General features: G+C 71.7%; 19 protein-coding genes. 3 read left to right on the plus strand and 16 right to left on the minus strand.

The window, feature by feature from the left end:
* Window positions 1-37: 37 nt before the first annotated feature.
* The 9 genes from ABZT74_RS21085 to ABZT74_RS21125 form a co-directional block, all read right to left on the minus strand.
* Complete coding sequence (locus tag ABZT74_RS21085) at window positions 38-1,336, minus strand: pyridoxal phosphate-dependent aminotransferase (RefSeq protein ID WP_356437020.1); 1,299 nt, start codon at window positions 1,334-1,336, stop codon at window positions 38-40.
* A gap of 45 nt (window positions 1,337-1,381) precedes the next feature.
* Window positions 1,382-3,142, minus strand: a complete 1,761-nt coding sequence (locus ABZT74_RS21090; RefSeq protein WP_356437022.1) for an AMP-binding protein — start codon at window positions 3,140-3,142, stop codon at window positions 1,382-1,384.
* Window positions 3,142-4,257: a Glu/Leu/Phe/Val dehydrogenase dimerization domain-containing protein gene (locus tag ABZT74_RS21095; RefSeq protein WP_356437024.1), complete on the minus strand. Its 1,116-nt coding sequence runs from the start codon at window positions 4,255-4,257 to the stop codon at window positions 3,142-3,144. The genes ABZT74_RS21090 and ABZT74_RS21095 overlap by 1 nt, the downstream gene beginning before the upstream one ends.
* 74 nt (window positions 4,258-4,331) lie before the next feature.
* A complete protein-coding gene (locus ABZT74_RS21100) occupies window positions 4,332-4,895 on the minus strand; it encodes a gamma-glutamyl-gamma-aminobutyrate hydrolase family protein (protein ID WP_356437027.1) in 564 nt (187 codons plus the stop codon).
* The gene (locus ABZT74_RS21105) at window positions 4,892-5,722 is read right to left on the minus strand and encodes an acetylglutamate kinase (protein WP_356437030.1); all 831 of its coding nucleotides are present in this window, start codon (window positions 5,720-5,722) and stop codon (window positions 4,892-4,894) included. The genes ABZT74_RS21100 and ABZT74_RS21105 overlap by 4 nt, the downstream gene beginning before the upstream one ends.
* A complete protein-coding gene (gene argC / locus ABZT74_RS21110) occupies window positions 5,719-6,774 on the minus strand; it encodes an N-acetyl-gamma-glutamyl-phosphate reductase (protein WP_356437033.1) in 1,056 nt (351 codons plus the stop codon). Before argC ends, ABZT74_RS21105 begins: the two co-directional genes overlap by 4 nt.
* A complete protein-coding gene (locus ABZT74_RS21115) occupies window positions 6,771-7,625 on the minus strand; it encodes a RimK family alpha-L-glutamate ligase (protein ID WP_356437036.1) in 855 nt (284 codons plus the stop codon). Before ABZT74_RS21115 ends, argC begins: the two co-directional genes overlap by 4 nt.
* Before the next feature lies 1 nt (window position 7,626).
* Window positions 7,627-7,812, minus strand: a complete 186-nt coding sequence (locus ABZT74_RS21120; protein WP_081222306.1) for a lysine biosynthesis protein LysW — start codon at window positions 7,810-7,812, stop codon at window positions 7,627-7,629.
* Window positions 7,813-7,954: 142 nt separating this feature from the next.
* Window positions 7,955-9,112 (minus strand): LeuA family protein, encoded by a 1,158-nt coding sequence (locus tag ABZT74_RS21125; protein ID WP_356437039.1) that lies wholly within the window; start codon window positions 9,110-9,112, stop codon window positions 7,955-7,957.
* Between the two features lie 256 nt (window positions 9,113-9,368).
* Between ABZT74_RS21125 and ABZT74_RS21130 the strand changes: the two genes are divergently transcribed.
* Window positions 9,369-10,130 (plus strand): arylmalonate decarboxylase, encoded by a 762-nt coding sequence (locus tag ABZT74_RS21130; RefSeq protein WP_356437042.1) that lies wholly within the window; start codon window positions 9,369-9,371, stop codon window positions 10,128-10,130.
* Between the two features lie 55 nt (window positions 10,131-10,185).
* Here the strand turns inward: ABZT74_RS21130 and ABZT74_RS21135 are convergent, their stop codons facing one another.
* The 4 genes from ABZT74_RS21135 to ABZT74_RS21150 all read right to left on the minus strand — a co-directional run bounded on the left by ABZT74_RS21135 (window position 10,186) and on the right by ABZT74_RS21150 (window position 14,466).
* A complete protein-coding gene (locus ABZT74_RS21135) occupies window positions 10,186-10,875 on the minus strand; it encodes a response regulator transcription factor (protein ID WP_356437045.1) in 690 nt (229 codons plus the stop codon).
* A gap of 28 nt (window positions 10,876-10,903) precedes the next feature.
* Window positions 10,904-12,121: a transposase gene (locus ABZT74_RS21140; protein WP_356437048.1), complete on the minus strand. Its 1,218-nt coding sequence runs from the start codon at window positions 12,119-12,121 to the stop codon at window positions 10,904-10,906.
* Between the two features lie 412 nt (window positions 12,122-12,533).
* Complete coding sequence (locus ABZT74_RS21145; protein WP_355883692.1) at window positions 12,534-13,796, minus strand: MFS transporter; 1,263 nt, start codon at window positions 13,794-13,796, stop codon at window positions 12,534-12,536.
* Window positions 13,797-13,893: 97 nt separating this feature from the next.
* Window positions 13,894-14,466, minus strand: a complete 573-nt coding sequence (locus ABZT74_RS21150) for an SDR family oxidoreductase (RefSeq protein ID WP_356437051.1) — start codon at window positions 14,464-14,466, stop codon at window positions 13,894-13,896.
* A 190-nt stretch (window positions 14,467-14,656) separates the two neighbouring features.
* Between ABZT74_RS21150 and ABZT74_RS21155 the strand changes: the two genes are divergently transcribed.
* The gene (locus ABZT74_RS21155; protein ID WP_356437053.1) at window positions 14,657-18,043 is read left to right on the plus strand and encodes a BTAD domain-containing putative transcriptional regulator; all 3,387 of its coding nucleotides are present in this window, start codon (window positions 14,657-14,659) and stop codon (window positions 18,041-18,043) included.
* 127 nt (window positions 18,044-18,170) lie between these two features.
* Here ABZT74_RS21155 and ABZT74_RS21160 read toward each other — a convergent pair whose 3' ends face one another.
* Entirely contained in the window at window positions 18,171-18,743 is a 573-nt protein-coding gene (locus tag ABZT74_RS21160) for a GNAT family N-acetyltransferase (protein ID WP_356437056.1), read from the minus strand.
* Between the two features lie 117 nt (window positions 18,744-18,860).
* Window positions 18,861-19,589, minus strand: a complete 729-nt coding sequence (locus ABZT74_RS21165; protein ID WP_356172676.1) for an NAD(P)H-binding protein — start codon at window positions 19,587-19,589, stop codon at window positions 18,861-18,863.
* Between the two features lie 383 nt (window positions 19,590-19,972).
* Here ABZT74_RS21165 and tkt point away from each other — a divergent pair, with 383 nt between their 5' ends.
* Window positions 19,973-22,192, plus strand: coding sequence for a transketolase (tkt, locus tag ABZT74_RS21170; protein WP_356437058.1), 2,220 nt, complete (start codon window positions 19,973-19,975; stop codon window positions 22,190-22,192).
* 125 nt (window positions 22,193-22,317) lie between these two features.
* On the opposite strand, the gene ABZT74_RS21175 is transcribed toward tkt, so the two are convergent.
* Window positions 22,318-23,397 (minus strand): barstar family protein, encoded by a 1,080-nt coding sequence (locus ABZT74_RS21175; protein WP_356437060.1) that lies wholly within the window; start codon window positions 23,395-23,397, stop codon window positions 22,318-22,320.
* Window positions 23,398-23,544 lie beyond the last annotated feature (147 nt).

Genomic DNA, 23,544 nt, shown 5'->3' on the forward strand with positions numbered 1-23,544 from the left:
GGGTGACTCCTCTTGCGAGTAGGTGAGTTGAGGCGAATCAGGAGCGAGGGAGACGGGCGGGTGTCGGCGCGCCCGTGAGGTCGGCGAGCACCTCGCCGACACGGTCGACCGACTCCCGTATCCACGGCAGGTCGAGTGGTTCCGCGGCCTCCAGCGCGGCCGTGCGCCGCTCGTGGGTGTCGCCGTAGAAGTGGCTGGTCGCCGCTCGGATGCGCAGCGGGCCGCCGGACTCCCCGAAGGCGCTCGCCGGCAGGACGCCGACCCCGTGGCGCTCGAAAAGGAGGCCGGCCAGGGCGTCCCCGTCACGCACACCGTGTGCCTGGGCGAGGTGGTCCCGCAGGGGTTCGAAGTCCGGGTAGAGGTAGCAGGTCGCCGCGACGGGTGCCAGCTCCGCGCCCGCGGCGATGAAACGGGCGGCCACCGCGCGCACGACCTTCTCGTGCAACCGCCTGCTCGCCGCGACGCGCTCGACGACCTCGGGCGGCTCCCCGAAGGCGTACGCGGCCGCCGTCTGCACCGGCGCGGGCGGGCTCGACCAGATCTGGCTGGCGATCGCGACGAGCCGGGTGTGCAGGGCGCGCCCCCGCTCGCTGTCGGGCAGCCGGGCCACTCCCGTGCGCCAGCCGCCGAGTGCCAGGTTCTTGGTGAGGCCGGTGGTGACCACGGTCCGCTCCGGCGCGTGCAGGGCCGGGGAGACGGCCGGCGCGGAGGTGTCGTACACCAGATCGCGGTAGATCTCGTCGGAGACGACGACGAGGTCCAGTTCGCGTGCCACGTCGGCCAGCCGTCGCACGGTGTCGGCGGAGGCGACCGTGCCGGTCGGGTTGTCCGGTGTGGTCACGACCACGGCCCGTGGGTCTTGTCCGGCGGCCCGGGCGTCGACGACCGCCTCGCGCAGTCGGTCCGGGTCGGGCACGCCTCCCTGTCCCGGCAGGATCGGGACGGGGAGGGGCCGGGCCCCCGCCAGCCGGGCCTGCGCCGTGTAGCTGACCCAGCTCGGGACCGGCACGATCACGTCCCCGCCGATGGCGAGGAGCAGCGCGAACAGCAGGGACTTGCTGCCGGGACCCGCGACGACGAGTCCCGGGTCGACGCCCAGGCCGCGTCGCTCCCAGTACCCCGCAACGGCGTTGCGCAGGGCGGGACTTCCGGCGACGGGACCGTACGCGTTCTCGGCTGCCGCGGCGGCGAGCCGGTCCCTGAGCGCGGGCAGGACGGGCAGGCCGATCTCCCCGCCGGCCATCGACAGGACCCGCTCCCCCGCCCGGCGGCGGCGGGCCAGGGCCTCGTCGGCGGCGAGGGTCGCCGACATGGGAACCGGTGCGGGGTGGGGCATGACAGCTCCAGCGATCGGGGGCGGACGACAGGGGTGAAGTGCCGTTCAGAGAACGGGTGATGTCGATGGCTCGGTGTACCGCTCGCGCAGCTCCGCCTTGCGGACCTTGCCGGTCAGCGTCTTCGGGAGGGCGGGGACGCATTCCAGCCGGTCCGGCAGGAAGCGGGGGTCGTGGCCCGCCCGCGCGACCCGGTCCCGTACCTCCTGGAGTGTCGGGCCCCGGCCGTCCCGCGGCACGACGACGGCGACGATCACGTTTCCGGGCCCGGCTTCCGTGTCGTGAGCCTGCGTCTCCAGGCCGACCAGCGCGGCCTCCACGGCCCGGGGATGGCTGCCGATCACCGCCTCCAGCTCCGTCATCGGCGCCACCTGACCGTCCCGCAGGACCGCGTCGCGGGCCCGGCCGACGATCCGGATGCCGCCCCTGCCGTCGTCGCGGGCGAGGTCCCCGGTGTCGAACCAGCCGTCCGCTCCGAGCTCGGCCGCGAACGCCTCCGGACGCCGGTGGTAGCCGAGGGCGAGGGACGCGCCCCGCACCTTGAGCCGGCCCACGGAGCCCGGCGCACCGGAGGCGTCCGCGTCTCCGAACTCGGCGGACGTCTCGATGCGGGTCTCCATCCCGTCGATGGCACGGCCGTTGCTCCGCGCCGCCCAGCCCGCCGGGTCCTCGGGCCGGGTGGTGGTCACCGGACCGTTCTCGGACATGCCCCACAGGGAGTGCGCGCGGGCCCCGAGCGTCTCGTGGACCTCGTCGGCCAACTCCCGCAGGACCGGGGCCGATCCGATCACCACGTGCCGCAGCGTGCCCGTCTCGCGCGGCTCGGCCCGCTGTGACGCGGCGACGTCGGCGAGGGTGGCTGGCGGCCCGTACAGGAGGGTCGCCCCGTACCGCTCGACCAGGTCGAGCAGCGCCTCGTTGCGGCGTACGTCCTGGAAGGCGACCGTGCCGCCCAGCATGACGCCCGCGAGGACGCCTTGGGCGAATCCCGAGTAGTGGACCAGGGGTGTGGACACCGCCGCCACCCAGTCGTCTCCCGCCCCGAAGGCGTCGACGTAACCGCGTACGGCCGAGTGGACCGTGTTCTGGCTGTGCAGGACACCCTTGGACAGCCCCGTGGTCCCGGAGGTGAACAGCACCACGAACGGGTCGTCCGCGCCGAGGGCCATGCCCTCCAGGCGGGCGGCGGCACCCTCTTCCTCCTCCCGCTCCGCTGCCACGAAGTGCTCGTGGAAGGAGAGCGCGCCCTCGGGTGGCGGGCCGTCGACCACCGACACGTGTTCCAGGGTGGGCAGTTCACCCTGGAGCCGGGTGGCGATCTCCGCCAGCGGTGTGCCCTCCCAGTGGGGAAGGGTGACGCACACCCGGGCTCCGGTGAGGCCGAGGCGGTGGCGCAGCTCCTCCTCGGTGCAGATGGGCGAGATGGGGATGATGACGGCGCCGACGCGGATGGAGGCGAAGATCAGCGGCACCATCTCCCATCGGTTGGGGAGCTGTACGGCCACGAAGTCGCCTGGAAGCACGCCGAGTTCGAGCAGGGCCAGGGCGAACCTGTCGGTCAGCCGGTTCAGTTCGGCGTAGTCCAGCGTGTCGGTGCGGGACTCCGCGACGCGACGGCCCGCGACGGCCAGTCCTCGCGGGCGCTGGGCGGCGTGGCGGTGCAGGTCGTCGAGGAAGGTCTCCTCGCGCCACCAGCCGTGGCGGCGGTACTCGGCGGCGCGCTGCTCCGGGAGGACTGCGGACGCGGGGTCGGCCCGCTCGTCCGCGCTCGGGGTCGTCCCCGTCCGTGCCGTGGCGGTCGTGCTCATCAGCGGTCCTTCCTTCGGGCGGCCAGCAGTTCGGGCAGCGGATCGCCCGCGCGGGCGGCGGCGATCTCCAGCAGGTCCCGGGTGTTCTGGCGCACCCGGTCACCGACCCAGTCGAAGACCCACGCCTTGCGGGCCTCGGCGGGCAGGTCGAAGGGGACGACCCGGGTGACGGCGAGGGCCGCGGAGGCGGCGCCCCCGATGTTGGCGATCACTCCGGGCACCAGGGCCGCCCCCGAGGCGGCGACCTTCTCCTTCGCGGCCGCGCTGGAGGCCAGGTTGGCGCCCTCCACCACCAGGCCGGCCCGCAGGCGGTGGGTGTTCTCGGCCGTGAGCGCGTACTTCTGCGCCGCCAGGATCAGGATGTCCGCGTCGACGTCCAGCCAGGCGTCGGGCTCACCGGAGAGGTGCACGCCCTGCGGGAGACGGGTGCGGTCGATGCGTCCGAACCGGTCGGTGACGGCGACGAGTTCGGCCACCGGCAGCCGGTCGGCGCTGATCGTGCCCTGGACGTCCGCGATGCCGACGATGATGTGCCCACGGTCCTCGAGGAACCGCGCCACGGCCCGGCCGACCGCGCCGAACCCCTGCACCACGACCCGGCCGGGTTCGGTACGGCCACTCGCCTCCAGGGCGGTGATCGCGCCGACGCCGACGCCGTGGCCGGTGGCGTCGATCAGGGGCTCGTAGTACGTACGCCAGTCGATCGGCATGTCGGGGGCGCCGAGGCGGTAGCGGGGGTCGTAGTTCGCCTCGGCGAAGAAGACGGCGCGGTCGGCGGGGGTGACACCCATGTCGATGCCGAGGTGGATGCCGCCGTGCAGAAGCGGCTTCACCGTGCGCCCGAACGTCCGGAACGTCTCGTCGCGGTCGGTGCCGTCGGAGACGATCCCGGCCTTGGCCCCGCCGATGCGCAGCCCGGCCAGGGTGAACTTCTCGGTCATGTCGCGGGCCAGGCCGGCGACCTCTTCCTCGGTCACCCCCGTGGTCATCCGGGTACCGCCCATGGCCAGGCCGTCGACGAGCGTGTCGACGACCACCCAGCCCTTGATGGCGCCGCCGCTGCCGTTGAGGTGGACGGTGAGGGCGGGGTCCTGCGGCTCTTCCAGAGCACTCATGGCGAAATTCCTTGCGTCTGGTGGATGAGGGATCTCAGGAACTGAGAGGTGAGGGCGAATCGGCGGGATGCGGGTCACTGGTAGAGCTGCGCGAAGCCGCGCAGGATGTCGAGGCCGTCCTTGCGGAACTCCAGATGGGCCTGGGAGCCGAGGACACGGCCGTCGTCGGAGCGGAGGAACTCGACGGGCGCGTACTCGGAACGGCCGATGGTGCGATAGCCCGCCGGGGCTTCCTGGAGGTAGAGGGTGTGCCGGTGGAACACGGTGACCGTCGGCTTCACGTAGGTGAAGAGCGGCTCCTGCGTGTCGACTTGCGCCTCGTAGCCGCCGACCCGTTGCGGCCCTTCCTCCAGGCGGCCGCCGGCCGCGACGGAGAGGATCTGCATACCGCCGCAGATGCCGAAGACCGGCACGTCCGTGGTGGTGACGAGGTCGATCAGCGGCTTGTAGTACTCGGTGTCGTACGCGCGCACCTTGGTGCCGCTCAGCACGATCGCCTGGTAGCGGCCGTCCACGCGGGCGGGTACGGACAAGGCGTCGGACGCATCCGTGTCCGATCCCAACGACTCGAACCGGGAGCGGAGTTGTTTCAGGGACAGGGTTCCGTTGTTGACGACCAGTACACGGGGCCGCGTCATGCGCTCGCTCCTGAGGTGTGGGTGGCGTGCCGCGCGTCGGTGATGACCGTGCCGGTGCGGCCGCCCAGCAGTTCGGTGACGGCTGCGCTGCCGATGACGACCCGTTGCACTCCGTGGTCCAGTGCCTCTCCCGCGGCCCGCAGCTTCTTGCGCATGCCGCCCTTCGCGCCCTTGTCGCGGAAGGCGGCGGCGTCCCGGCCGCTGATCCGCCGGACCGGCTCGCCGTCGATGAGGAGGTGGCCGACGTCGGTGACGAGGACCAGGTCGGTGGCACCGGTCGCCCCGGCGATGGCGGCGGCGGCCCGGTCGGCGTCGGTGTTGACCTCCAGGCCCGCCGCGTTGCGTGCGAGCGGGGTGACGAGGTGGGCGTGACCGGGCCGGAGGTTCTTCAGCGGGGTCACGTCGACACCGGTGATCGGTCCGACGAGGTTGTGCAGCTCGACGAGTTGCTTCTCCCGCCACCACCAGCGCTCGCCCTCGCCGGCGCTCACCAGACCGTCGCTGCCGAGCAGCCGTTCCGCGGTGACACCGCGGTCCTCGAGCCGCCCCAGCACGTCCGCGGCCAGTTCGGCGCTGACGGCCTTGATGTCGTCGATGACCTCGGGCGTCGTCCAGCGGCTCTGGTTGCCGTAGCGGTCGCGCAGGATCGCCGACGGTTCGCCGTACCGCGCGCTGAGCCGCTTGAGAGGCTTGGACCAGCCGTGCACGAGGATCAGGGGACGGTTCCGGCCGTACCGCGCCAGGTCGTCCCACCAGCTGCCGTCGAGGTCGTCCAGGCAGCTGCCTCCGAGCTTCACGACCGTGGGGGCGACATGCTGCGCGCTCATGCCGGCATCACCGGCTGCTGCGTCAGCCCGGTCTCCTCCGGCAGGCCGAACCGCAGGTTCACCGCCTGCACCGCCTGTCCCGCGGCGCCCTTGACGAGGTTGTCGAGCGCGGCGAGCACGACGATCCGGCCGCCCTCCTCGTCGTGCAGGACCGTCACGTCGGCGAAGTTGGAGCCGAGGACGACCTGCGGGTCGGGCACCGGGATCAGCGTCTCGTCGTGCCGCCGCACCCGCACGAACGGACGCCCCCGGTAGAAGCGCAGGTATGCCCGCGACAGCTCCCGCTGGTCCACCTTGTCGTCGGTGAAGACGTACGAAGAGGTCAGCAGACCACGGACGTTGGAGACGCCGTAAGCCGACATGGACAGGTTGCCGACGGCGCCGGGCTTGCTCCGCTCCAGGAAGTCGGCGACCTCCGCGGCGTGCCGGTGCCCGGTCGGGGAGTACGGGGCGATGGCACCGGCCCGGAAGGGGTGCAGGTCGGAGGTGCGCAGCTGGAGTCCGCCGCCGCTGGAACCGCTTTTGCCGTCCACCACGACCGTCTTGAGGTCGAGGCCGAGGCCGAGGGTGAGCGGGGCCAGCCCCAGGGTGATCGCGGTGGCGTAGCAGCCGGGCAGCGAGATGAGCGCGGCGTCCTTCAGCTGGTCGCCGACCAGCTCGGGCACGCCGTAGACGAAGCGGTCGGCCAGGTCGGTGCGTCGCGCGACCTTCGGGTACCAGCGGTCGTGCAGGTGAGGCGTGCGGATGCGAAAGGCACCGCTGAGGTCGACGACGGCCGGGATCCGGTCGGCGAACAGGGAGGCCAGTTCGGCCGAGACCGGCGCGGGGGTGGCCAGGAAGAGGACGTCGACCTCGTCGGCGATCGCCTCGGTGACGGGCTGGACGGTCAGGCCCTGGTTGATGCGCAGACCGGGGTGGAGCTCGGAGGGGCGCCTGCCGATGCTGGAGGAGCCGCCGAGGAAGGTCAGCTCCAGGCCGGGGTGCTGGGTGATGAGTCGGATGAGTTCGCCGCCGGCGAGCCCGGAGGCACCGACGACTCCTGCACGGATCATGCGAGCAGCTCCTGCACGTAACGGCCGATGGCCGAGGGGATGTCCGCGCCGGTGGCGGAGGCCACCGCCCGGAAGCCTGGGGCGTGGTTGACCTCGTTGACGACGTAGCCGTCGGGGGTGCTGAAGAGGTCGACCCCGTAGATCCCGGGTCCGAGCGCACCCACCACTCCGTCGATGATCTTGAGTACGTCGGGGTCGTGGGCGACCGCGCGGTTCTTGTTGCCGAGAGCGGCGTTGTTGCGCCAGTCGCTGCCGCCGCTCTCGAACTCCGCGGCGCCGATCAGTTCCCGCCCGACGACGAAGCAGCGCACCGAACTGCCGCCCAGATACGGCTCGACCACACTGGCCTGCTCGAAGGCGTGGGCCAGGTCCTCGATGTAGTCGTAGACGGAGTGGGCGGTGTCGGCATGCCGGATGAGCGTGACCCGCTTGCCCATGCCGCCGAAGACGGGCTTGAGGACGAGGGGCAGGGGCAGTTCGGCGAGGGCCTTGTCGAAGTCCTTGCGTGAGAGCACGAGCCGGTGGTCCGGCACCGGCACGCCCGCCGTGTGCAGCAGGGCGCGCAGGGCGGCCTTGTTCTCGCAGGCGTGGATGGCCCGGGCCGTGTTCAGTGTGGGGACGCCCGCCGCCTCGGCGAGGGTGGCGATCAGTCCGCCGCGGGTGTAGCTGCGACTGCGGATCAGGAGGGTTTCGTAGCCCGTGACGGCCGGGGCGTCCGGGTGGCCGAGGCAGAGTGACTCGTCGTTGATCCAGTCCAGACGGAGTCCGAAGGCCGGGGCCGCCTCGATCAACAGGCGTTCCTCCCAGGCGATCCGGTCGGCGACGACCGCGACAGCGCGCTGACTGCCCATGTCACTGGCCCCAGTCGCGGAGCTGCACCTCGATCATCTCCAGCGTCAGACGACCGTCCTCGACGGCCTCGACGCGGAGAGTCAGGATGCACTCGGGGCAGGAGAGGGTCTCGCCCTTGGTGACCGGGGGCACGGTCAGGTCGGTCTCGCACTCGGGGCATACACCGGTCAGGGTGGCGGTGGACATCAGTCAACTCCGTTGGGATGGGCGGGACGTGGGGTGCTGTGATCGGAGGTGTGCGCCGCGGGCGCGTGCGTCATCGGGAGTGCACGGCGTCAGGCGTGCACGGGCGTTCAAGCGCGAGCGGCCTTCAGAGGTGCGGGTGGCCTCAGACGTGCGCGGGGCGGAAGTCGATCGCGGCCTTGCAGATCGCGTCACGGTCGAGCGTCGGGCGACCGTGGCGCTCCTGCCGCTGGGCCAGCCACGGGGTGAAGGCGTCGATGTCGACCTCCAGGCCCGAGTCGGTCAGGGCCCAGGCGACCAGGGCGGTGGTGAGACGACCGCGGACCCGCAACTCGCGCCTGTTCCCGACGAGTTCGGCGGGCAGCGTCTCGTAGGCCTCGGGGTGGTTCAGCTGGCCGGGGAGTTCATAGGCGAAGGCGTGCGGGGTGGTCGGCCCGGACTGGAAGGCGTCCCCCAGACCGGCACCGCGGAGGGCGATCCTCGACAGTTCGGTGAGATGGCTCAGGTCGAAGCGGGTGTCGCCGTGGATCACGCGCAGCGAGGTGAGCAGCTCGGCCAGCGGGGCGTTGCCACCCCGCTCACCGATGCCGCCGACGGTTGCGGAGATCCACCGGGCGCCGGCCCGGACTGCGGCGAGGGAGTTCGCGACGGCCATGCCGAGCATGTTGTGCGAGTGGATCTCGATCTCGGAGCCGTCGATGGCGACGATGTCCGCGATCACGCCTTCCATCTGCCAGGGGGACAGATAGGCGACGGTCTCCGCGAGCCGGAACCGGTCGGCCCCTGCCGCGAACCCCGCCTCGACGTAGGGGACGAGCCGCTCCTTGGGGGTGCGGGCGCCGTCCTCGCCGCTGAACGTGACGTGGAAGCCGCGCTCCTTGGCCTGGGTGATCGCCGAACGCGCGAGTGTCTGAAGGAACTTGGGGCTGGCCGAGTCGAGCTTCAGCCGCGCGTGCTCCTCGGAGGTGGGGATGGAGTACATGATGTGGCGGACGCCCAGGCGCTCTGCCTCGTCGAGAGCGCGCGCGACCTGACGGCGGTCGCGGACGACGAGGAGCGTCATGCTGCGCTCCGGGCCGACGGCCTCGTGGGTGGCGAGGACGAGATCGGCGTCCTTGGAGTCCGGCCCGGAGACCATGCCCACCTCGACGAGCTCGACTCCCGTACGCACCAGCAGACCGGCGATGGCAGCGGCGTCGTCGGGTCCGAACTCGACACCCGCCATGTGCGCGGAGTCCCGAAGCGTCGCGTCGGATATGCGGGGCGGCCTCTCCAGTTTCTCGAAGCTCTCTGCTTCTGCCATTTCGTTCACTCCTTGTTCCCGAAGGTCTGCATTCCCGAAAGGGTCTGTGCATCGGAATTCCGGGGGCACCGGACTGATCGCTGTTCAACATCCTTGGCCGCCGGGCCGGAAAGAGCAACATCGCCCGCGTCAGGCCTGTGTGGTGAAGTGTCAGGGAGTGTCAAGAAGGAAAAGGATTGCTGGGCGGGTGTCGGCTGCCCGCCAAATATCGGTCACGGAAGTGCCGTTCACAGCATTCGGGCCCTACCGTGCGGTCATGGATCTCATCTCGCTGCCCCGGCTGGGCGTCGTCGTTCCACCGGAAAACCCCACGGCAGAACCCGAGTTCAACCACCTGCTCGGTACCGCGATGAACGTGTACACCTCGCGGTTCCCGGTGACGCCGGGAGCCGGGCTCAGGCCCATGCTGGAGACGTACAACGAGGTTCTCCCGGCCCTGCTCGGCAGCTTCGGCGAACTGCGCCTGGACGCCGTCGTGGTGGCGTGCAGCGCTTCGCACTACCTGCTGGATCCCGAGGGCGACCGGGCCTTCTGCGACGAGCTGTCCCAGCGCGCCGGCTCTCCGGTGCGATCCTCGACACAGGCGATCCTGGCAGCCTGCGAGGCGCTCGGAGTGACCCGCCTGACGCTCGTCTCCCCCTACCAGCCTTGGCTCACCGACACCTCGCGCGCCTTCTGGGAGCGGGCCGGCCTCACGGTCGACGGGGTGGTGCTGGTTCCGGCGGGTCCGGGTGCGGACGGCGGTGCGCACTACGACCCGTACGAGGTCACGACCAGGACGATCCTGAGGCACGTACACGAGCGGGAACTGCCGCCCGACACAGCCTTGTTGTTCACGGGTACGGGCATGGGAACCCTCGCCGCGCTCGACGAGTTGGCGCGACAGGATCCGGGGCGCACCCTGCTGACCTCGAATCTCGCGTCGGCCTGGTGGGCGCGCCGGGTGGCCGGAGTCACCGAGGAGGCACGCCACCCATTGCTGCGGAGGCTGGAGCGCACGTCGGTCCGCCCGGTGTGACGGCGAGGGCCCGGGAACGCACCGCACGCGTTCCCGGGCCCTCGCTCGACCGTTCTCAGCCGGCGGACGCCTCGGCCATGCGCCAGGCGTATCCCATGCGGTAACCGACGCCGCGGACCGTGATGATCCAGCCGCTGGACCCGAGTTTCGCCCGGAGACTGCTCACATGCGTGTCGATCGTCCGGCTGGTGTGCCCCCAGTTGCTTCCCCAGACCCGGGCCATGAGCTCCTTGCGCGTCACGACCGTCTCCGGGGTGGCGGCCAGGGTGTAGAGCAGCTCGAATTCCTTCGAGGTGACCCCGACGAGCCGGTCGTGCAGGCGCACTTCACGCAGTCCGGGATCGATATGCAGATGGCGGAGCGAAATGACGTCGGGAAGTACCTGCCGCGGCTGAGAGCGGCGCAGCACCGCCTCGATGCGGGCCCCGATCTCACGGAATCCCCAGGTTTTCACCACACAGTCGTCCGCGCCCGCGTTCAGGGCGAGAACACGGCCCAGCGCGTCGTCGGCATCGGTGACGGCTATGAGCGCGGTCTCACCGCTGTTCCGTAGTTCCCTGCACAATTCCAGCCCGTCGATATCGGGCAGCTCCAAGGAGAAAAGCAGCAGATCGGCGTCACCGGAAGCGCGCAGGGCCCGCTCTCCGGTGCCGACGCTACGGGCCGTGAATCCCTGGCGCCGCAGATCGCTCACCATGGTCGCGGCGCTCTCGGCGTTCTGCTCCACCACGAGTACTTGTCGCACGTGCCCACCCCTGTTCCTCGGCTTCACGTCAGTTCGAGGCGCCGGCGAGTGCGCCGGCCGGTGCGCGTGGCGGGTCGGGTGGTGCGGCCTGTCCGGCACGGGCGGTGGGCAGGCGTTGGTAGACGTAGGCGGCCGAGGCCATGGTCATGTGATGGTGCCAGCCGGGGAAGGAACGGCCCTCGTAGTCGAGGACTCCGAACCGCTGCCCGAGCGTCGTCACGGCGGAGAGCGCCGCCGCGTGGCTCCGGGCCAGGCGGAGGTTCTCCTCCACGCGACGGTCCGTGAGTGTCGTGAGCCAGTACCGGGCGGGCCGCCGGCCTTCCGGGTCGGGCCGTTCCAGGGCGCGGTACGGACGGGAGCCGGCCTCCTCCGTGCCGCCGGGTCCTGGCAGCCCCACCGTTTCCGCGTGCGTGTGGACCGGCACGGCCCTGACGGGGCCGTCGGGGGTCTGCCGCAGAAGCACATGCGTCTGCCGGCCGTGCCGCACCTCCATGAGAGCGCTGACCGTGGTCACCACGGGTGCGTGCCGTCCGGTGACCACCTGCTGGTCCGCGGAGACCTCGCACACGACGTCGACCCGCAGCCGGGCGAGTCCCGCGAGGACGCCGGCCGCGTCGTCGCACGCGGTGAGGTCCAGTACCCATGGCAGGTGCGGGAGTTGAGGCTGTTCGGCGATCCCGGCGGCGTACCGGACGACGTGATCGGCGGCCGTGCGTCCCGCTTCGTCTCCGGGGATCCGCGCACGGCGCCTGCGCTCGCGGTCCGAGTCCCACGCTCCCCCGAGCACAAGGCTCCAGTCCACCGGGTAGGAGTGGGTAGCCGAGGTGAGGAACAGGCCCAGTGCCCGCTGGCAGTTGACACCGCGTCCGGTCGCCGCGTCGACGCGGCGGTGCACACCCGCCGAGTGCTCGCCGCGCTTGGGGATGACGAGTTCGGCGACGGTCCAGGCGTGCGGAGTCGTCCGCGCGGCCACCAGCCGGGCGAGCCGCCGACGTACCGGAACCCAGTTCCACGGACTGGCGTTGATGAACTGGTGCAGACCCCGCGCGGCAGCGGTGGGTAAGGGGCTGGCCCGCGCGATGCGCCGCAGCGTCTTCTTGCCGGACACGTGGATCAGGGCCCATAGGTACGCCTGGGCCCAACGCCGCTGATCGGAGCGCTGGTTCACCCCGAAGATCTCGTCCATGAACCTCTGCATGCGTGCGCCGTCGCCCGGCGCCCCCGCGCGTACCTCACCTGACGACATCCGACGCCACGCCTCCCTCGATACCGGTCACCGCCCGCACCCGAGTGGATGCATGGCACATACGTACGAGGTGAAAGTACCGTCCGGGCCAGGCTTTACCCGGGTCCGCCCTCTACTTTGCGAAGTCGCGCGCCGACCTGCGAAAACGCCTCTCGAAGGGCCCCTGGCAAGGGGCACACGCGAACCGGGAAACGGGCTCCACCAGGGGTGAAGCGGTGCGACGGACATGTCAGGTGAAATATTAACAAGTCATGAACTTGCCTCACGTGCCGCACGCGGAGGCCGATTTCGGCGGCCTTGCCCCGGTGACCCTGAGGGTGCGATGCCCCGGTGCGCCGGTGTTCGCGGCTGTACGACGACCGCCTCAGGAGTGCCGATGGCCTCCGGCAGGCGGTCGTCGTGCCTCTGCGCGTCAGGCCGCCGGCTCCGCCACCGGCTCCTCGGCGGGAGCCACGGGCCGCCGGGCGGGGAACCCCGCCTGACGGGCGTAGAGGACGACCGCGATCACCGGCAGCAGGAGCAGCAGTACCGTCCAGGGGAAGGACTCGCTGCCGACCACGTCGAGCAGGATGCCTCCGACGATGCCGCCGCCCGCCATCGCCACGTTCCACAGGGTGACGAGCATCGCCTGGGCCGAGTCGGCGGACTCGCCGCCCGCGTCGCCGACGGCCGTCTGGAGCAGCGTGGGCACACCACCCCAGCCCAGGCCCCACAGCACCGCGGCGACGTAGACGAGGGCGGTGGTGTCGGAGAGGACAGCCAGGAGCCCGGCGGCGAGGGCGACCAGCAGAGCGCCGCCGAGGGTGAGGCCGCGCAGCCGTCGGTTGATCTGGGCGCCGACGATCCAGATGCTCGCCAGCGACGCGGCGCCGAAGACGAGGAGCACCAGGCCGGTGCTGCCGCCCAGACCCAGGTCGTCGAGGTAGGTGGCGATGTAGGCGTACAGGATGGTGTGGGCCAGGACGAAGACGAGGGTGACGAAGAGGACCGGTGTCACTCCCGGGATGCGCAGGGTGGGCAGCATCTTGGGCCGCTCGCCGCGCTCCTGTCCGGGGAAGTCCGGGACGGCCGCGGTGATCCACGCCAGGAGGAGCAGTGTGAGCGCCGTCATCGCGAGGAACGCCACGCGCCAGCCGAGCCAGTCTCCGAGGAAGGTACCGGCGGGCACGCCGAGGGCCAGCGCGACGGGGATACCGGCCATGGCCACGGCCATCGCCTTGCCCTGGAGGTGGGCGGGGGCCAGGCGTCGCGCGTATCCGGCGAGCAGGGCCCAGGCGACACCGGCGGCGACACCGGCGACGAACCGCGCCGCCATGGTCAGTTCGTAGACGGACGACACGGCCGTCACCGTGTTGGCCAGGGCGAAACCGCCCATGGCGGTGAGCAGCAGCTTCTTGCGCCGCCAGCCCGCGGTGGCGGCGGTGAGCGGAATCGCGGTCAGGGCGGTGCCGATCGCGTAGACGGTGACGGTCTGGCCGGTCGCGGACTCGCTGACGTCGAGGTCCTGGCTCATCGCGGGCAGCAGACCGGCGGGGAGGGTCTCGGTCAGGCTGGTGATGAAGACGGCCGTGGCGAGGGCGAGCAGGGCGAACAACGGCAGCTTCCGCTGTTCCTCGCTCTCACTCCTCGGGTCCGATGCCGCAGCGGCGGCCGCCGTGTCGGGTGCGGTGCTCATGGGATGTGCTCCAGGTCTTCCGGAAGGGGGCTGTGGGAGGTCGGGGGCGCGGGGACGGTGGTGGAGAGGAGGGCGGATGTAAGCGACGGTGGCCGGTTCACGGGAAGGCGAGGCCGCCGTCGACCGGCAGCCGCACCCCTGTGGTGAACGTCGCCTCCGTGGCTAGGAAGAGCGCGGCGCGGGCCACCTCCTCGGCGGCACCGAGACGGCCCAGCGGAGGCAGCGGGACGGCGCCGGTGCCCGGCGCCTCGATACAGCCCGGGGCCACCGCGTTGACGCGGATGCCCCGGGTGACGAGTTCGGCGGCGAGCGCCCGTACGACGTCGGGGCAGGGGGTCGGGGACGTCAGCACGATCGCGCTGCCGTCCCTGAGATGGGGCAGCAGGGGCCGCGCGGTGGCCACGGCGTCGGAGAACAGGAGATCGAGGCTGCCTTCCGCGGTGGCTTCGCGGCCGGTGCCGTCCTGTGCCACGAGGGCTGCTTCGACGGTGGACGGGGTGACGACGCGGGCGGCGGAGCCCAGTTCGGCGACCGCGTGGGCTCGTTCGGTCGCGGTGCGCACGGTCAGCACGACCGTGGCCCCGCCCTCCACGAGACGCTTCGCGATGGCCAGGCCGATGCCGGTGACCTCGCCGACGACGAGCGCCTTCCTACCCGCGTACCTGGTCATGAGTACCGCTCCCTCCGGGGTGCCCGTTCCTCGCCGGTGCGTGGTGCCTCCCCGAGGACGACTCTGCGCCCGGGTGCTTCGGGGAACCTTCGGGAATCCTTCGGGTCCCCGGACCCCCCTGAAGGACGGTGCGGCCGGTGCCGTCGAGAGCCTGCCGATGCCGGTTCACCGGCCATGTACGGTGGTGACCATGCGGTTTGGGGTGCTCGGGCCACTGATGGTGTGGGATGGCGAGGGCCGGGAGGTCAAGGTCCCCGAGGCCAAGGTCCGGGCCCTGCTGGCGGACCTTCTCGCGAACGACGAAGGGCCCGTGTCCGCCGACCGGCTCATCGAGGACCTGTGGGGCGACACGCCTCCGGGCAATCCCCGCGCGGCCCTCCAGGCCAAGATCTCCCAGCTGCGCCGGGTCGTCGGCCGGGACCGCGTGGTGCGACAGCCACCGGGCTACGGGCTGCGGCTCGACGGCGCCGACGAGGTGGACGCCGTTCGGTTCCGCGCCCTGGTGACCGACGCCCGCCCCGTCCAGGACCCGCGCACCCGGGCCGCCCTGCTCACCGAGGCGCTGGATCTGTGGCGAGGGCCGGCGTACGCGGACTTCGCGGACGACGGGTTCGTGCAGGGGGCCTCGCAACGCCTGGCGGAGCAGCGGCTGTCCGTACTGGAGGATCAGGCGGAGGCGCGTCTGGAGGCGCGGGACCACGCGCTACTCGCCGGGGAGCTGGCCGACCTCGTGGCACGCCACCCTCTGCGGGAGCGTCTGCGCGCCGTCCAGATGAGGGCGCTGTACGCGGCGGGTCGGCAGAACGAGGCGCTCGCGTCGTACGACGACCTCAGGTGCCGCCTCGTCAAGGAGCTTGGGGTCGACCCGAGCCCCGAACTGGCCGCCCTGCACGGGGCGTTGCTCCGGCAGGATCCCGCGCTGAGCGCGGGGACCTCCCGGAGGGACCCGCCGGGCCACGCACCCGAGAGGGGCGTCGGCGCGACGAGCACCGCGGCCACGCCACCCGGAAAGAGCACCGTCGCCGCCGCACATGCTCCCGGTTCGGGCTCCCCTTCCAATCTTCCCGTCCCCCTCACTCCCCTGATCGGCCGCCACCAGGCCCTCACCCAGTTGTCCGGGCTCCTCGCGGAGAGGCGTCTGGTGACCCTCACCGGCCCCGGCGGCGTCGGCAAGACCCGGCTGGCCGTGGCGGCGGCCACCGCCGAGCGGGAGAGCACCGATGCGGGTGAACCGGCCGACGGGGTATGGCTCGTGGAGTTCTCCGGCCTCCGCGCCGGCACCGCGGCGGATCTGGCCCAGGTACTCGCCGCCACCCTCGGCATCCGGGACGACACCCCTCGCTCGCTGCCGGGCACCGGCACCTCGGCCGCCTCCCTGCCGCACCGGCTCGCCGCCGCCCTGCGCGACCGGCGCACCCTGCTCGTCCTCGACAACTGCGAGCACGTCATCGACGCGGCCGCCGAGCTCACCGAACTTCTTCTCAGCACAGCCCCCGGTCTGCGCGTCCTGGCCACCGGGCAGCAGCCGCTCGGCCTGGCGGGCGAGGCGGTGTTCCTCGTCGAGCCCCTGCCGTCGGTCGACGCCGTCCGCATGTTCATGGAGCGTGCGGCCGCCGCGACGCCCGGGTTCCCGCGCGACCCGCACGCCCCGGACGAGAGCGAACGACAGGCGGTCGCCGAGATCTGCGGCCGCCTCGACGGCATCCCGCTCGCCCTGGAGCTCGCCGCCACCCGCGTACGGGCCCTCGGGGTGAAGGGGCTGGCCGCCCGGCTCAACGACCGCTTCCGGGTGCTGACCTTCGGGCAGCGCGGCGCGCCGGCCCGCCAGCAGACCCTGCGCGCGGTCATCGACTGGAGCTGGGAGCTGCTCAGCGCGCCCGAACGCATCGTCCTGCGACGCCTCGGCGCGCACAGCGACGGCTGCGACCTGGACGCCGCCGAAGCGGTCTGCGCGGGTGACGGCGTCGCTCGGGACGAGGTGCTCGACCTCGTCACCCGGCTGGTCGACCGGTCCCTGGTCGTCGTGGTGGACGGGCCCGCCGGCCCCCGCTACCGCCTGCTGGAGTCCGTCGCCGCCTACGCGACCGAACAGCTCCACGAGATGGAGGACTTCACGGCCGTACGGGACCGTCAGCTGCGTCACTACCGGGCCCTCTCCGAACACGCCGAGCCGCACCTGCGAGGCGCCGCCCAGCAGATCTGGCTGGCCCGGCTGGACGCCGAGGCCGGCAACCTGCGCACCGCGCTCGACGAAGCGTTGCGCCGCGCGGGCACGGGGGACCCGGAGGAAGCGGTCCGGCTGACCACCGCCCTGGCCTGGTGGTGGCTGTTGCGTGGCCGTCTCAACGAGGGGCGCCGCAGCCTCGGTTCGGTGCTGGCCGCACTGTCCGACGCCTCCGTTCCGGCCGAACTGACGCTGCTGCACGCCGCGTTCGCCCTGCTCACTGGAGACCCCACAGCGGTAGCCGCCGCGTCGGCGAGCAGGTGCGCCTCCACGGAGGGCGGCCTCGACGCCCAGAACGACCTCGCCGCCACGGCCGAGGCGATCCCCGACCGCGTCCGGCGCGCCCGCGCGCTCTGGCTCTGCGCGTACGGGCTGTTCAGCGCGGGTGACGCGGCCGAGGGCGATGAGCTGAACACCCGGGCCCTCACGCTGTCCAGCACCGCCGGGGACCCCTGGGGCATCGCCGCGGCGCTGGGCCTGCGCGCGACCCTCGCACTGGTCCGCGGTGATCTCGCGGGACTGGGCCGTGATGGACTGCGAAGCGCCGAACTCTTCCGCGAACTGGGCGACTGCTGGGGCGAGTTGCAGACGGTGTCGCCGCTCGCCGCGCTGGCCGAGATCAAGGGCGCGTACGCCGACGCGGAGCGCCGCCAGTACGAAGGTCTGTGGATGGCACGGGAGTTGGGTCTGGAAGCGGAGGTATCGGCGCGACTCTCCGGTCTCGGGCGCCTCGCGTTGCTCGCCCGCGACTGGGACCGCGCCCGTGACCTGCACGAGCAGGCCCGTCGGATCGCGGCCGAGCAGGGCTACAAATACGGTGAGATCCACTCGGGGATGGGCCTCGCCCTCGGCGCCCGCCGCTCCGGTGACCTCGACGAGGCCGAGACGCACCTGCTGCGGATCCGCGACGGCTACGCCGACGTGTCGTCCCAGGCGGGTGACCACCTGCTCCTCGCCGAACTCGGTTTCATCGCCGAACTCCGCGGCGACGCGAAAGGGGCGGCGACACACCATCTGGACGGGCTGGAGATCGCCCGCCTCCTCGCCGAACCCCGCGCCCTGGCACTCTCCCTGGAGGGTCTCGCCGGTGCGGCGGCTCTGCCCGGACAGGAACGCAACGCCGCCTGCGCGGCAGAGCTCCTGGGCGCGGCGGCGGCCGCCCGCTCGCAGGCCGGGGCTCCCTTGCCGCCGGCCGAACGCGGTGACGTCGACCGCATCACCGCTGCGGCGCGGACAGACCTGGGTACTTCCGCGTTCACGAAGGCGTATGAGAGGGGCGCCCTGCTGACGGCTGAGGAGGCAATGCGCCGCGCGTGCGAGGCACTTGCCCCGTCCGGGCGGTTCTGGGGTTGAACCGGGCGGGGTCGACACCCCGCCTCGGGACGACTCCCCCGCTCACCCGGTCCCCCACGCTCCCTCACTCCACGACTCCGAGTCGACGACGCACCCCACCGCGGCCGAAGCGGGACGACGGACCGCCTCAGGCGCCAGAGGCTCCCGACTGCCCGATGGATGCGCCGACGACACCGTAGGCGCGATCGCCGATCGTGAACTCTCCCATCGGGGTCATTCCGAAGCCGTCGACGTGCACTCTCCATGACGGCTGGTTGGCCAGTTCGATGAAGGCGACCATCACGTCGGCCCGACCCGATGCCGCGTGGAGAGCCGCCGTGAACAACCCGCGGGCCACTCCCTTCCCGCGGTAGGCGGCGGCGACCACCACGGGCCCGTAGAAGAGCCACGGCGTGGCGCGGAGGGGCCGCCCCTGCCACCGGAGCGATTCCTGTGCGTCCAGAACCGCCTTGGCCGGTGGCGGTGGACTCGTCATGTTCTGCGGGGAGACCAGACCGAGCAGGCCGGCCAGGCGACCGTCGTCGTCCGCGACGAGAAAGCTCCGGTCCTCGGCCATCGAGCTCAGCGTTTCGGCATCCAGGCCGCCCTGGACGAAGCCCTGTCGGGCCCGCTCCCGCTCCGTGAGCGCGTCGTAGTGATTGGCCGCGAAGAGGTCAGCCATGGCCGGGGCATCTGCCGTGTCGGCATGTCGGTAGTCCATGGCACCAGCCTTTCAGCGCGGGCGAGCCGAGTCCCGCCTCGTTCAGTGGGTGCCGCCCATCGACGTCCCGCACCGCGTGGCACGACAGCGGGATCGGCGGACGGACCGTGAGCTGCGTCAGGAGAGCCAGTCGGTGTAGCGGGTGGCAGCCAGGTGAGCGTTCCTGTCGGTGAGGACGTCGCCCTCGACGGCCGCGAACATGCCGGCGGTGGGATCGGTGACGACGGTCCTCGGGTCGCCCCGGTGGGACAGGGTGATCCGGCCCAGCTCGTCCAGGCCGAACACCTCGGGGCCGCCGATGTTGCGGATGGCGTTCAGCGGCGTGCCCACGGCCACCTCGGCCACGGCGTCGGCCACGTCCTTGGCGGCGATCGGCTGGATGGGCGTGGCGGGGAGGCGGACGGTGTCGTTGTCGGCGGTCCAGGACAGGACGGCGTCCATGAACTCCATGAACTGCGTGGCCCGGACGATCGAGTAGGGAATCGGTCCGGCCTCGAGGATCTCCTCCTGGAGGACCTTGGCACGGTAGTAGTCCAGTTGCGGCACGTGGTCCACACCGACGATCGAGAGGATCACGAAGTGGCGGGCGCCGCCCTTCTGGGACGCTGTCAGGAGGTTGTCCATCGAGGTCTGGAAGAAGGCCGGTGAGGCCTCGTCGAACGTCGGCGAGTTGGTCAGGTTGACGACGGCGTCGGCTCCCGCGACCGCCTGATCGAGACCTTGACCGCTGATCACGTCGATGCCGGTGGACTTCGAGTGCGGTACCGCCTCGTGTCCGGCGGCCTTGAGCTTCGTGACGACCTGCGAGCCGATCAGCCCGGTTCCGCCGATGACTGCGATCTGCATAGCGCGCCTTTCGTCGATGGATGGCACAAAACGAGACATAGTATGCATCCGCGACACGGCCCCGAAGCGGTGCCACCCTCGACGGAGGCGCATCGGCGGACGCGTCGCGGACCGGCGACCCCTTACCGGCCACGGAATCGGTGCCGCTCGGTGCCGCCGTTCGCGCCCCCGCTCGGCGCCGGCCGGTGCGCGGCGCAGAACGGGCAAGCCCGCGGGGGCCGAGCGCGAGCATCGCCGCTGATGTGGGTACTCGGACCGCCGACGGAGGCGTGAGACCGCCGCCACCAGGCGAGTGCATTGTGAGCGACACGGGCACCCGGCGGGCATCCCTCTACGGATCAGCCCGCGGGGTCCGTCCGTACCGACGATGAAGGAGCAACAGCATGGCAAGCGAGCAGTCCGGCACGACGAATCGGCGCGCCAGGTCCGTGGCGAGTCCGGTGGCCGAGCGTGCGGGATGGGACGACGTCGACGTACGGGCGGTGGACACCGTGCGGCTCCTGGCAGCCGACGCGGTGCAGAAGGTCGGCAACGGCCACCCCGGAACGGCCATGAGCCTGGCCCCTCTGGCGTACCTGCTGTTCCAGAACGTCATGCGCCACGACCCGGGCGACGACCAGTGGCTCGGGCGGGACCGCTTCGTCCTTTCCTGCGGGCACTCCAGTCTGACCCTCTACATCCAGCTCTACCTGGCCGGTTACGGGCTGGAGCTGTCCGACCTGGAGGCGTACCGGACCTGGGACTCGGCCACTCCCGGACATCCCGAGTACCGGCACACCCGCGGAGTGGAGATCACCACCGGGCCGCTGGGACAGGGTCTGGCAAGCGCCGTGGGTATGGCGATGGGAGCGCGCCGCGAACGCGGCCTGCTGGACCCGGACGCGGAGCCGGGCACGAGCCCCTTCGACCACCACGTCTTCGTCGTCGCTTCCGACGGCGACATGATGGAGGGGGTCACGAGCGAGGCCTCCTCGCTGGCGGGACACCAACGGCTCGGCAACCTCACCGTGTTCTACGACTCGAACCACATCTCGATCGAGGACGACACGGACATCGCCTTCAGCGAGGACGTCCCGGCCCGCTACGCCGCCTACGGCTGGCACGTGCAGACCGTCGACTGGACGGTCACGGGCGAGTACGTCGAGGACGTCGACGCGCTCCTGGCCGCCGTGCACGCCGCGCGGGAGGAGAGCGACCGTCCCTCGCTGATCATGCTGCGCACGCTGATCGGCTGGCCCGCGCCCACGAAGCAGAACACCGGCAAGGCTCACGGCTCCGCGCTGGGCGACGAAGAGGTCGCCGCGACGAAGAACGTGCTCGGCTTCGATCCCGACGAGGATTTCACTGTCGAGCCGGACGTTCTGGAGCGGACCCGTCGGGTCTCCGAGCGGGCCTCGCGGACGCGCGCCGAGTGGGACGAGCGGTTCGCGGCCTGGCAGGCGGCGCATCCCGACCGCGCGAAGCTGCTGGAGCGTCTGCGGGCGCAGCGTCTGCCCGACGGCTGGACCGATGTCCTGCCCGTCTTCCCGGCCGACGAGAAGGGCCTGGCCACCCGAGCCGCCTCCGGTGAGGTGCTCAGCGCGCTGGCACCCCGGCTGCCCGAACTGTGGGGCGGTTCGGCCGACTTGGCCGGCAGCAACAACACCACCATGAAGGGGGAGCCGTCCTTCGTCCCTGCCGACCGGCAGACCAAGGACTACAAGGGCGGCCCCTACGGGCGCACTCTGCACTTCGGTATCCGGGAACACGCCATGGGGGCGATCCTCAACGGCATCGCCCTGCAGAGCCTCACCCGCCCCTACGGCGGCACCTTCCTGACCTTCTCCGACTACATGCGCCCCGCGGTCCGGCTGGCCGCTCTGATGAAGCTCCCCGTCACCTACGTGTGGACGCACGACTCCATCGGCCTCGGTGAGGACGGGCCCACGCACCAGCCCGTCGAGCACCTCGCCGCGCTCCGCGCCATCCCGGGCCTGGACGTGGTGCGTCCTGGTGACGCGAACGAGACCACCGCGTGCTGGGCGGCCATCCTCGAACACAAGGACCGACCCGCCGCGCTGGTCCTGACCCGGCAGAACGTTCCCGTGCTGGACCGCGACAGTGACACGTACGCGGCCGCGGGTGAAGCCGCCCTCGGCGCGTACGTACTCGCCGACGCGGCCGACGGCGGCTCGCGGCCCGATGTCATCCTCATCGCCACCGGGTCGGAGGTGCACATCGCGCTGGAGGCCCGCGCACTGCTGGAGGCCGACGGCCTGGCGGTGCGGGTCGTGTCGATGCCTTGTCAGGAGTGGTTCGCCGCACAGCCCGTGGCCTATCAGGACGAGGTCCTTCCTCCGGCCGTACGGGCCCGGGTCAGCGTGGAAGCCGCGGTGGGCCAGGGCTGGCGCGACGTCGTGGGCGACGCCGGACGCATCGTGAGCCTCGAACACTATGGGGCATCCGCCGACTACCAGCGCCTGTACTCCGAGTTCGGAATCACCCCCGAGGCGGTTGCCGCCGCTGCCCGCGACAGCATCCAGGACGCCGACCGCACCCCGCGGCCCGGCGGCCACCGTCAGACCTCCGCTCCCACAAGCGGCGGCACCGGCGATCGCCGCTGACGCAACCCCCACGCTGGGCGCCGGAGGGGGCTCGCTCACCGGACCGGGTAAATCCTCGTCCGCCGTGTGAGCCCTCTCCGCGCGGCGCCCGCTGAGAGCCGACCTGCGGTGCCGCGACGTCGGACTCAGAGGATGACGCGCATCCCTCGGTCGGCCAGGACCTCCACGAACGTCTCGACCAGGTCGTAGGTCTCACCCTCCGACGTCAGGACGCGTGACAGATGCTCGCGCGCGACGTCGGGGTTCCGCCAGAGGAGGGTCGCGGGGGCGGTGTAACCGAAGGTGCCGCCCAGGCAGTCGTGCAGTGCGTCGAGGTTGCCCCCGAAGTAGCCGCCCGGCCCGTTGACGGCCTCGCCGAGAGCCAGGTAGAGGCCTGCTTGATCGGTGATGTGCCGACCGTCCAGCTCGTACGCGTGTCCTGCCGCCCGGTCCTGAGGCTTGAGCCGGCAGCCCCGCTCGCGCACGAGGTCGAGCCAGGCACCTCGCTGCCGGGTGTCGAGCCCGGTCCAGGCACCCGCTACGTCCGGCGGGCCGGCGAGCCACTGCTCCCAGACGGGTCGGGCGTATCCCGGTACGGGGCCGACCTCGCCACGAAGCTCCAGATCGATCAGGTCGGTTCCGTACGGGGATGGGCTCCACGCGCGGACCTCGGGGCACAGCGGCCGCTCGGTGAGTGGCCCGCCCCGATCGTCCCGTATCTCGAGTTCGGCCACCCCCAGGTCCAGCGACCGGCGGGTGCCCACTGCCAGTGCCTCTATCAGCCGGTCGCTCGGCGTGAGTCCTCGTAGGACCAGCGGGGGCGTTGCTCGCTCGGGCGGCAGAATGCGGGTGAACTCTCCGCAAGTTCCCAGCCGGCGGTACTCGTTGTGCAGTGTGACCGGACCCCGGTGGCCCTCGGGCGGGCCGAGGTACTCGTCCAGGCCGGTGAGCACGAGATTGCCGGTTCCCGCGTGACGCCCCAGGCTCTCCACGTCTTCCAACAGCCAGGCATCCAGCGTCCCGCCCTCAGGTACCAGCCACACGCGCTCGCCGACCCAGCCGTGTACGCCGGGCAAGTCCGGGATCCAGCCGGACAGTTCGTACGTCTCCCGGGGCGGTTCCCGGAACAGTCCCTCCACGTCGGCGCAGACGCCCCAGGCAGGGCCGCCGGCCGTGTCCGTCAGCGCGTACCGTCCCTGCCCCCGAGGGTCGCTCTTCTCAAGCACGGACGCATCATGCCTGGACCGGGAGTCGGCCGTGAAACCCTTTTCGCGACCGGATGTTTGGATGGCCGCCCCGCACGAGCATGGTGGGTGTCCAGGTGCCGGCGGCACCCGGGTGCGCCTCCCCGTCGGGTTGCGCGCCCGGGTGCC

Source organism: Streptomyces sp. NPDC005302 (genome assembly GCF_040607345.1).
GTDB lineage: Bacteria > Actinomycetota > Actinomycetes > Streptomycetales > Streptomycetaceae > Streptomyces.

Coding starts and splice junctions, on each gene's coding strand:
- ABZT74_RS21085 (WP_356437020.1), bottom strand. CDS start 1,336: ATGCCCCACCCCGCACCGGTTCCCATGTCGGCGACCCTCGCCGCCGAC.
- ABZT74_RS21090 (WP_356437022.1), bottom strand. CDS start 3,142: ATGAGCACGACCGCCACGGCACGGACGGGGACGACCCCGAGCGCGGAC.
- ABZT74_RS21095 (WP_356437024.1), bottom strand. CDS start 4,257: ATGAGTGCTCTGGAAGAGCCGCAGGACCCCGCCCTCACCGTCCACCTC.
- ABZT74_RS21100 (WP_356437027.1), bottom strand. CDS start 4,895: ATGACGCGGCCCCGTGTACTGGTCGTCAACAACGGAACCCTGTCCCTG.
- ABZT74_RS21105 (WP_356437030.1), bottom strand. CDS start 5,722: ATGAGCGCGCAGCATGTCGCCCCCACGGTCGTGAAGCTCGGAGGCAGC.
- argC (WP_356437033.1), bottom strand. CDS start 6,774: ATGATCCGTGCAGGAGTCGTCGGTGCCTCCGGGCTCGCCGGCGGCGAA.
- ABZT74_RS21115 (WP_356437036.1), bottom strand. CDS start 7,625: ATGGGCAGTCAGCGCGCTGTCGCGGTCGTCGCCGACCGGATCGCCTGG.
- ABZT74_RS21120 (WP_081222306.1), bottom strand. CDS start 7,812: ATGTCCACCGCCACCCTGACCGGTGTATGCCCCGAGTGCGAGACCGAC.
- ABZT74_RS21125 (WP_356437039.1), bottom strand. CDS start 9,112: ATGGCAGAAGCAGAGAGCTTCGAGAAACTGGAGAGGCCGCCCCGCATA.
- ABZT74_RS21130 (WP_356437042.1), top strand. CDS start 9,369: ATGGATCTCATCTCGCTGCCCCGGCTGGGCGTCGTCGTTCCACCGGAA.
- ABZT74_RS21140 (WP_356437048.1), bottom strand. CDS start 12,121: ATGTCGTCAGGTGAGGTACGCGCGGGGGCGCCGGGCGACGGCGCACGC.
- ABZT74_RS21145 (WP_355883692.1), bottom strand. CDS start 13,796: ATGAGCACCGCACCCGACACGGCGGCCGCCGCTGCGGCATCGGACCCG.
- ABZT74_RS21150 (WP_356437051.1), bottom strand. CDS start 14,466: ATGACCAGGTACGCGGGTAGGAAGGCGCTCGTCGTCGGCGAGGTCACC.
- ABZT74_RS21155 (WP_356437053.1), top strand. CDS start 14,657: ATGCGGTTTGGGGTGCTCGGGCCACTGATGGTGTGGGATGGCGAGGGC.
- ABZT74_RS21160 (WP_356437056.1), bottom strand. CDS start 18,743: ATGGACTACCGACATGCCGACACGGCAGATGCCCCGGCCATGGCTGAC.
- ABZT74_RS21165 (WP_356172676.1), bottom strand. CDS start 19,589: ATGCAGATCGCAGTCATCGGCGGAACCGGGCTGATCGGCTCGCAGGTC.
- tkt (WP_356437058.1), top strand. CDS start 19,973: ATGGCAAGCGAGCAGTCCGGCACGACGAATCGGCGCGCCAGGTCCGTG.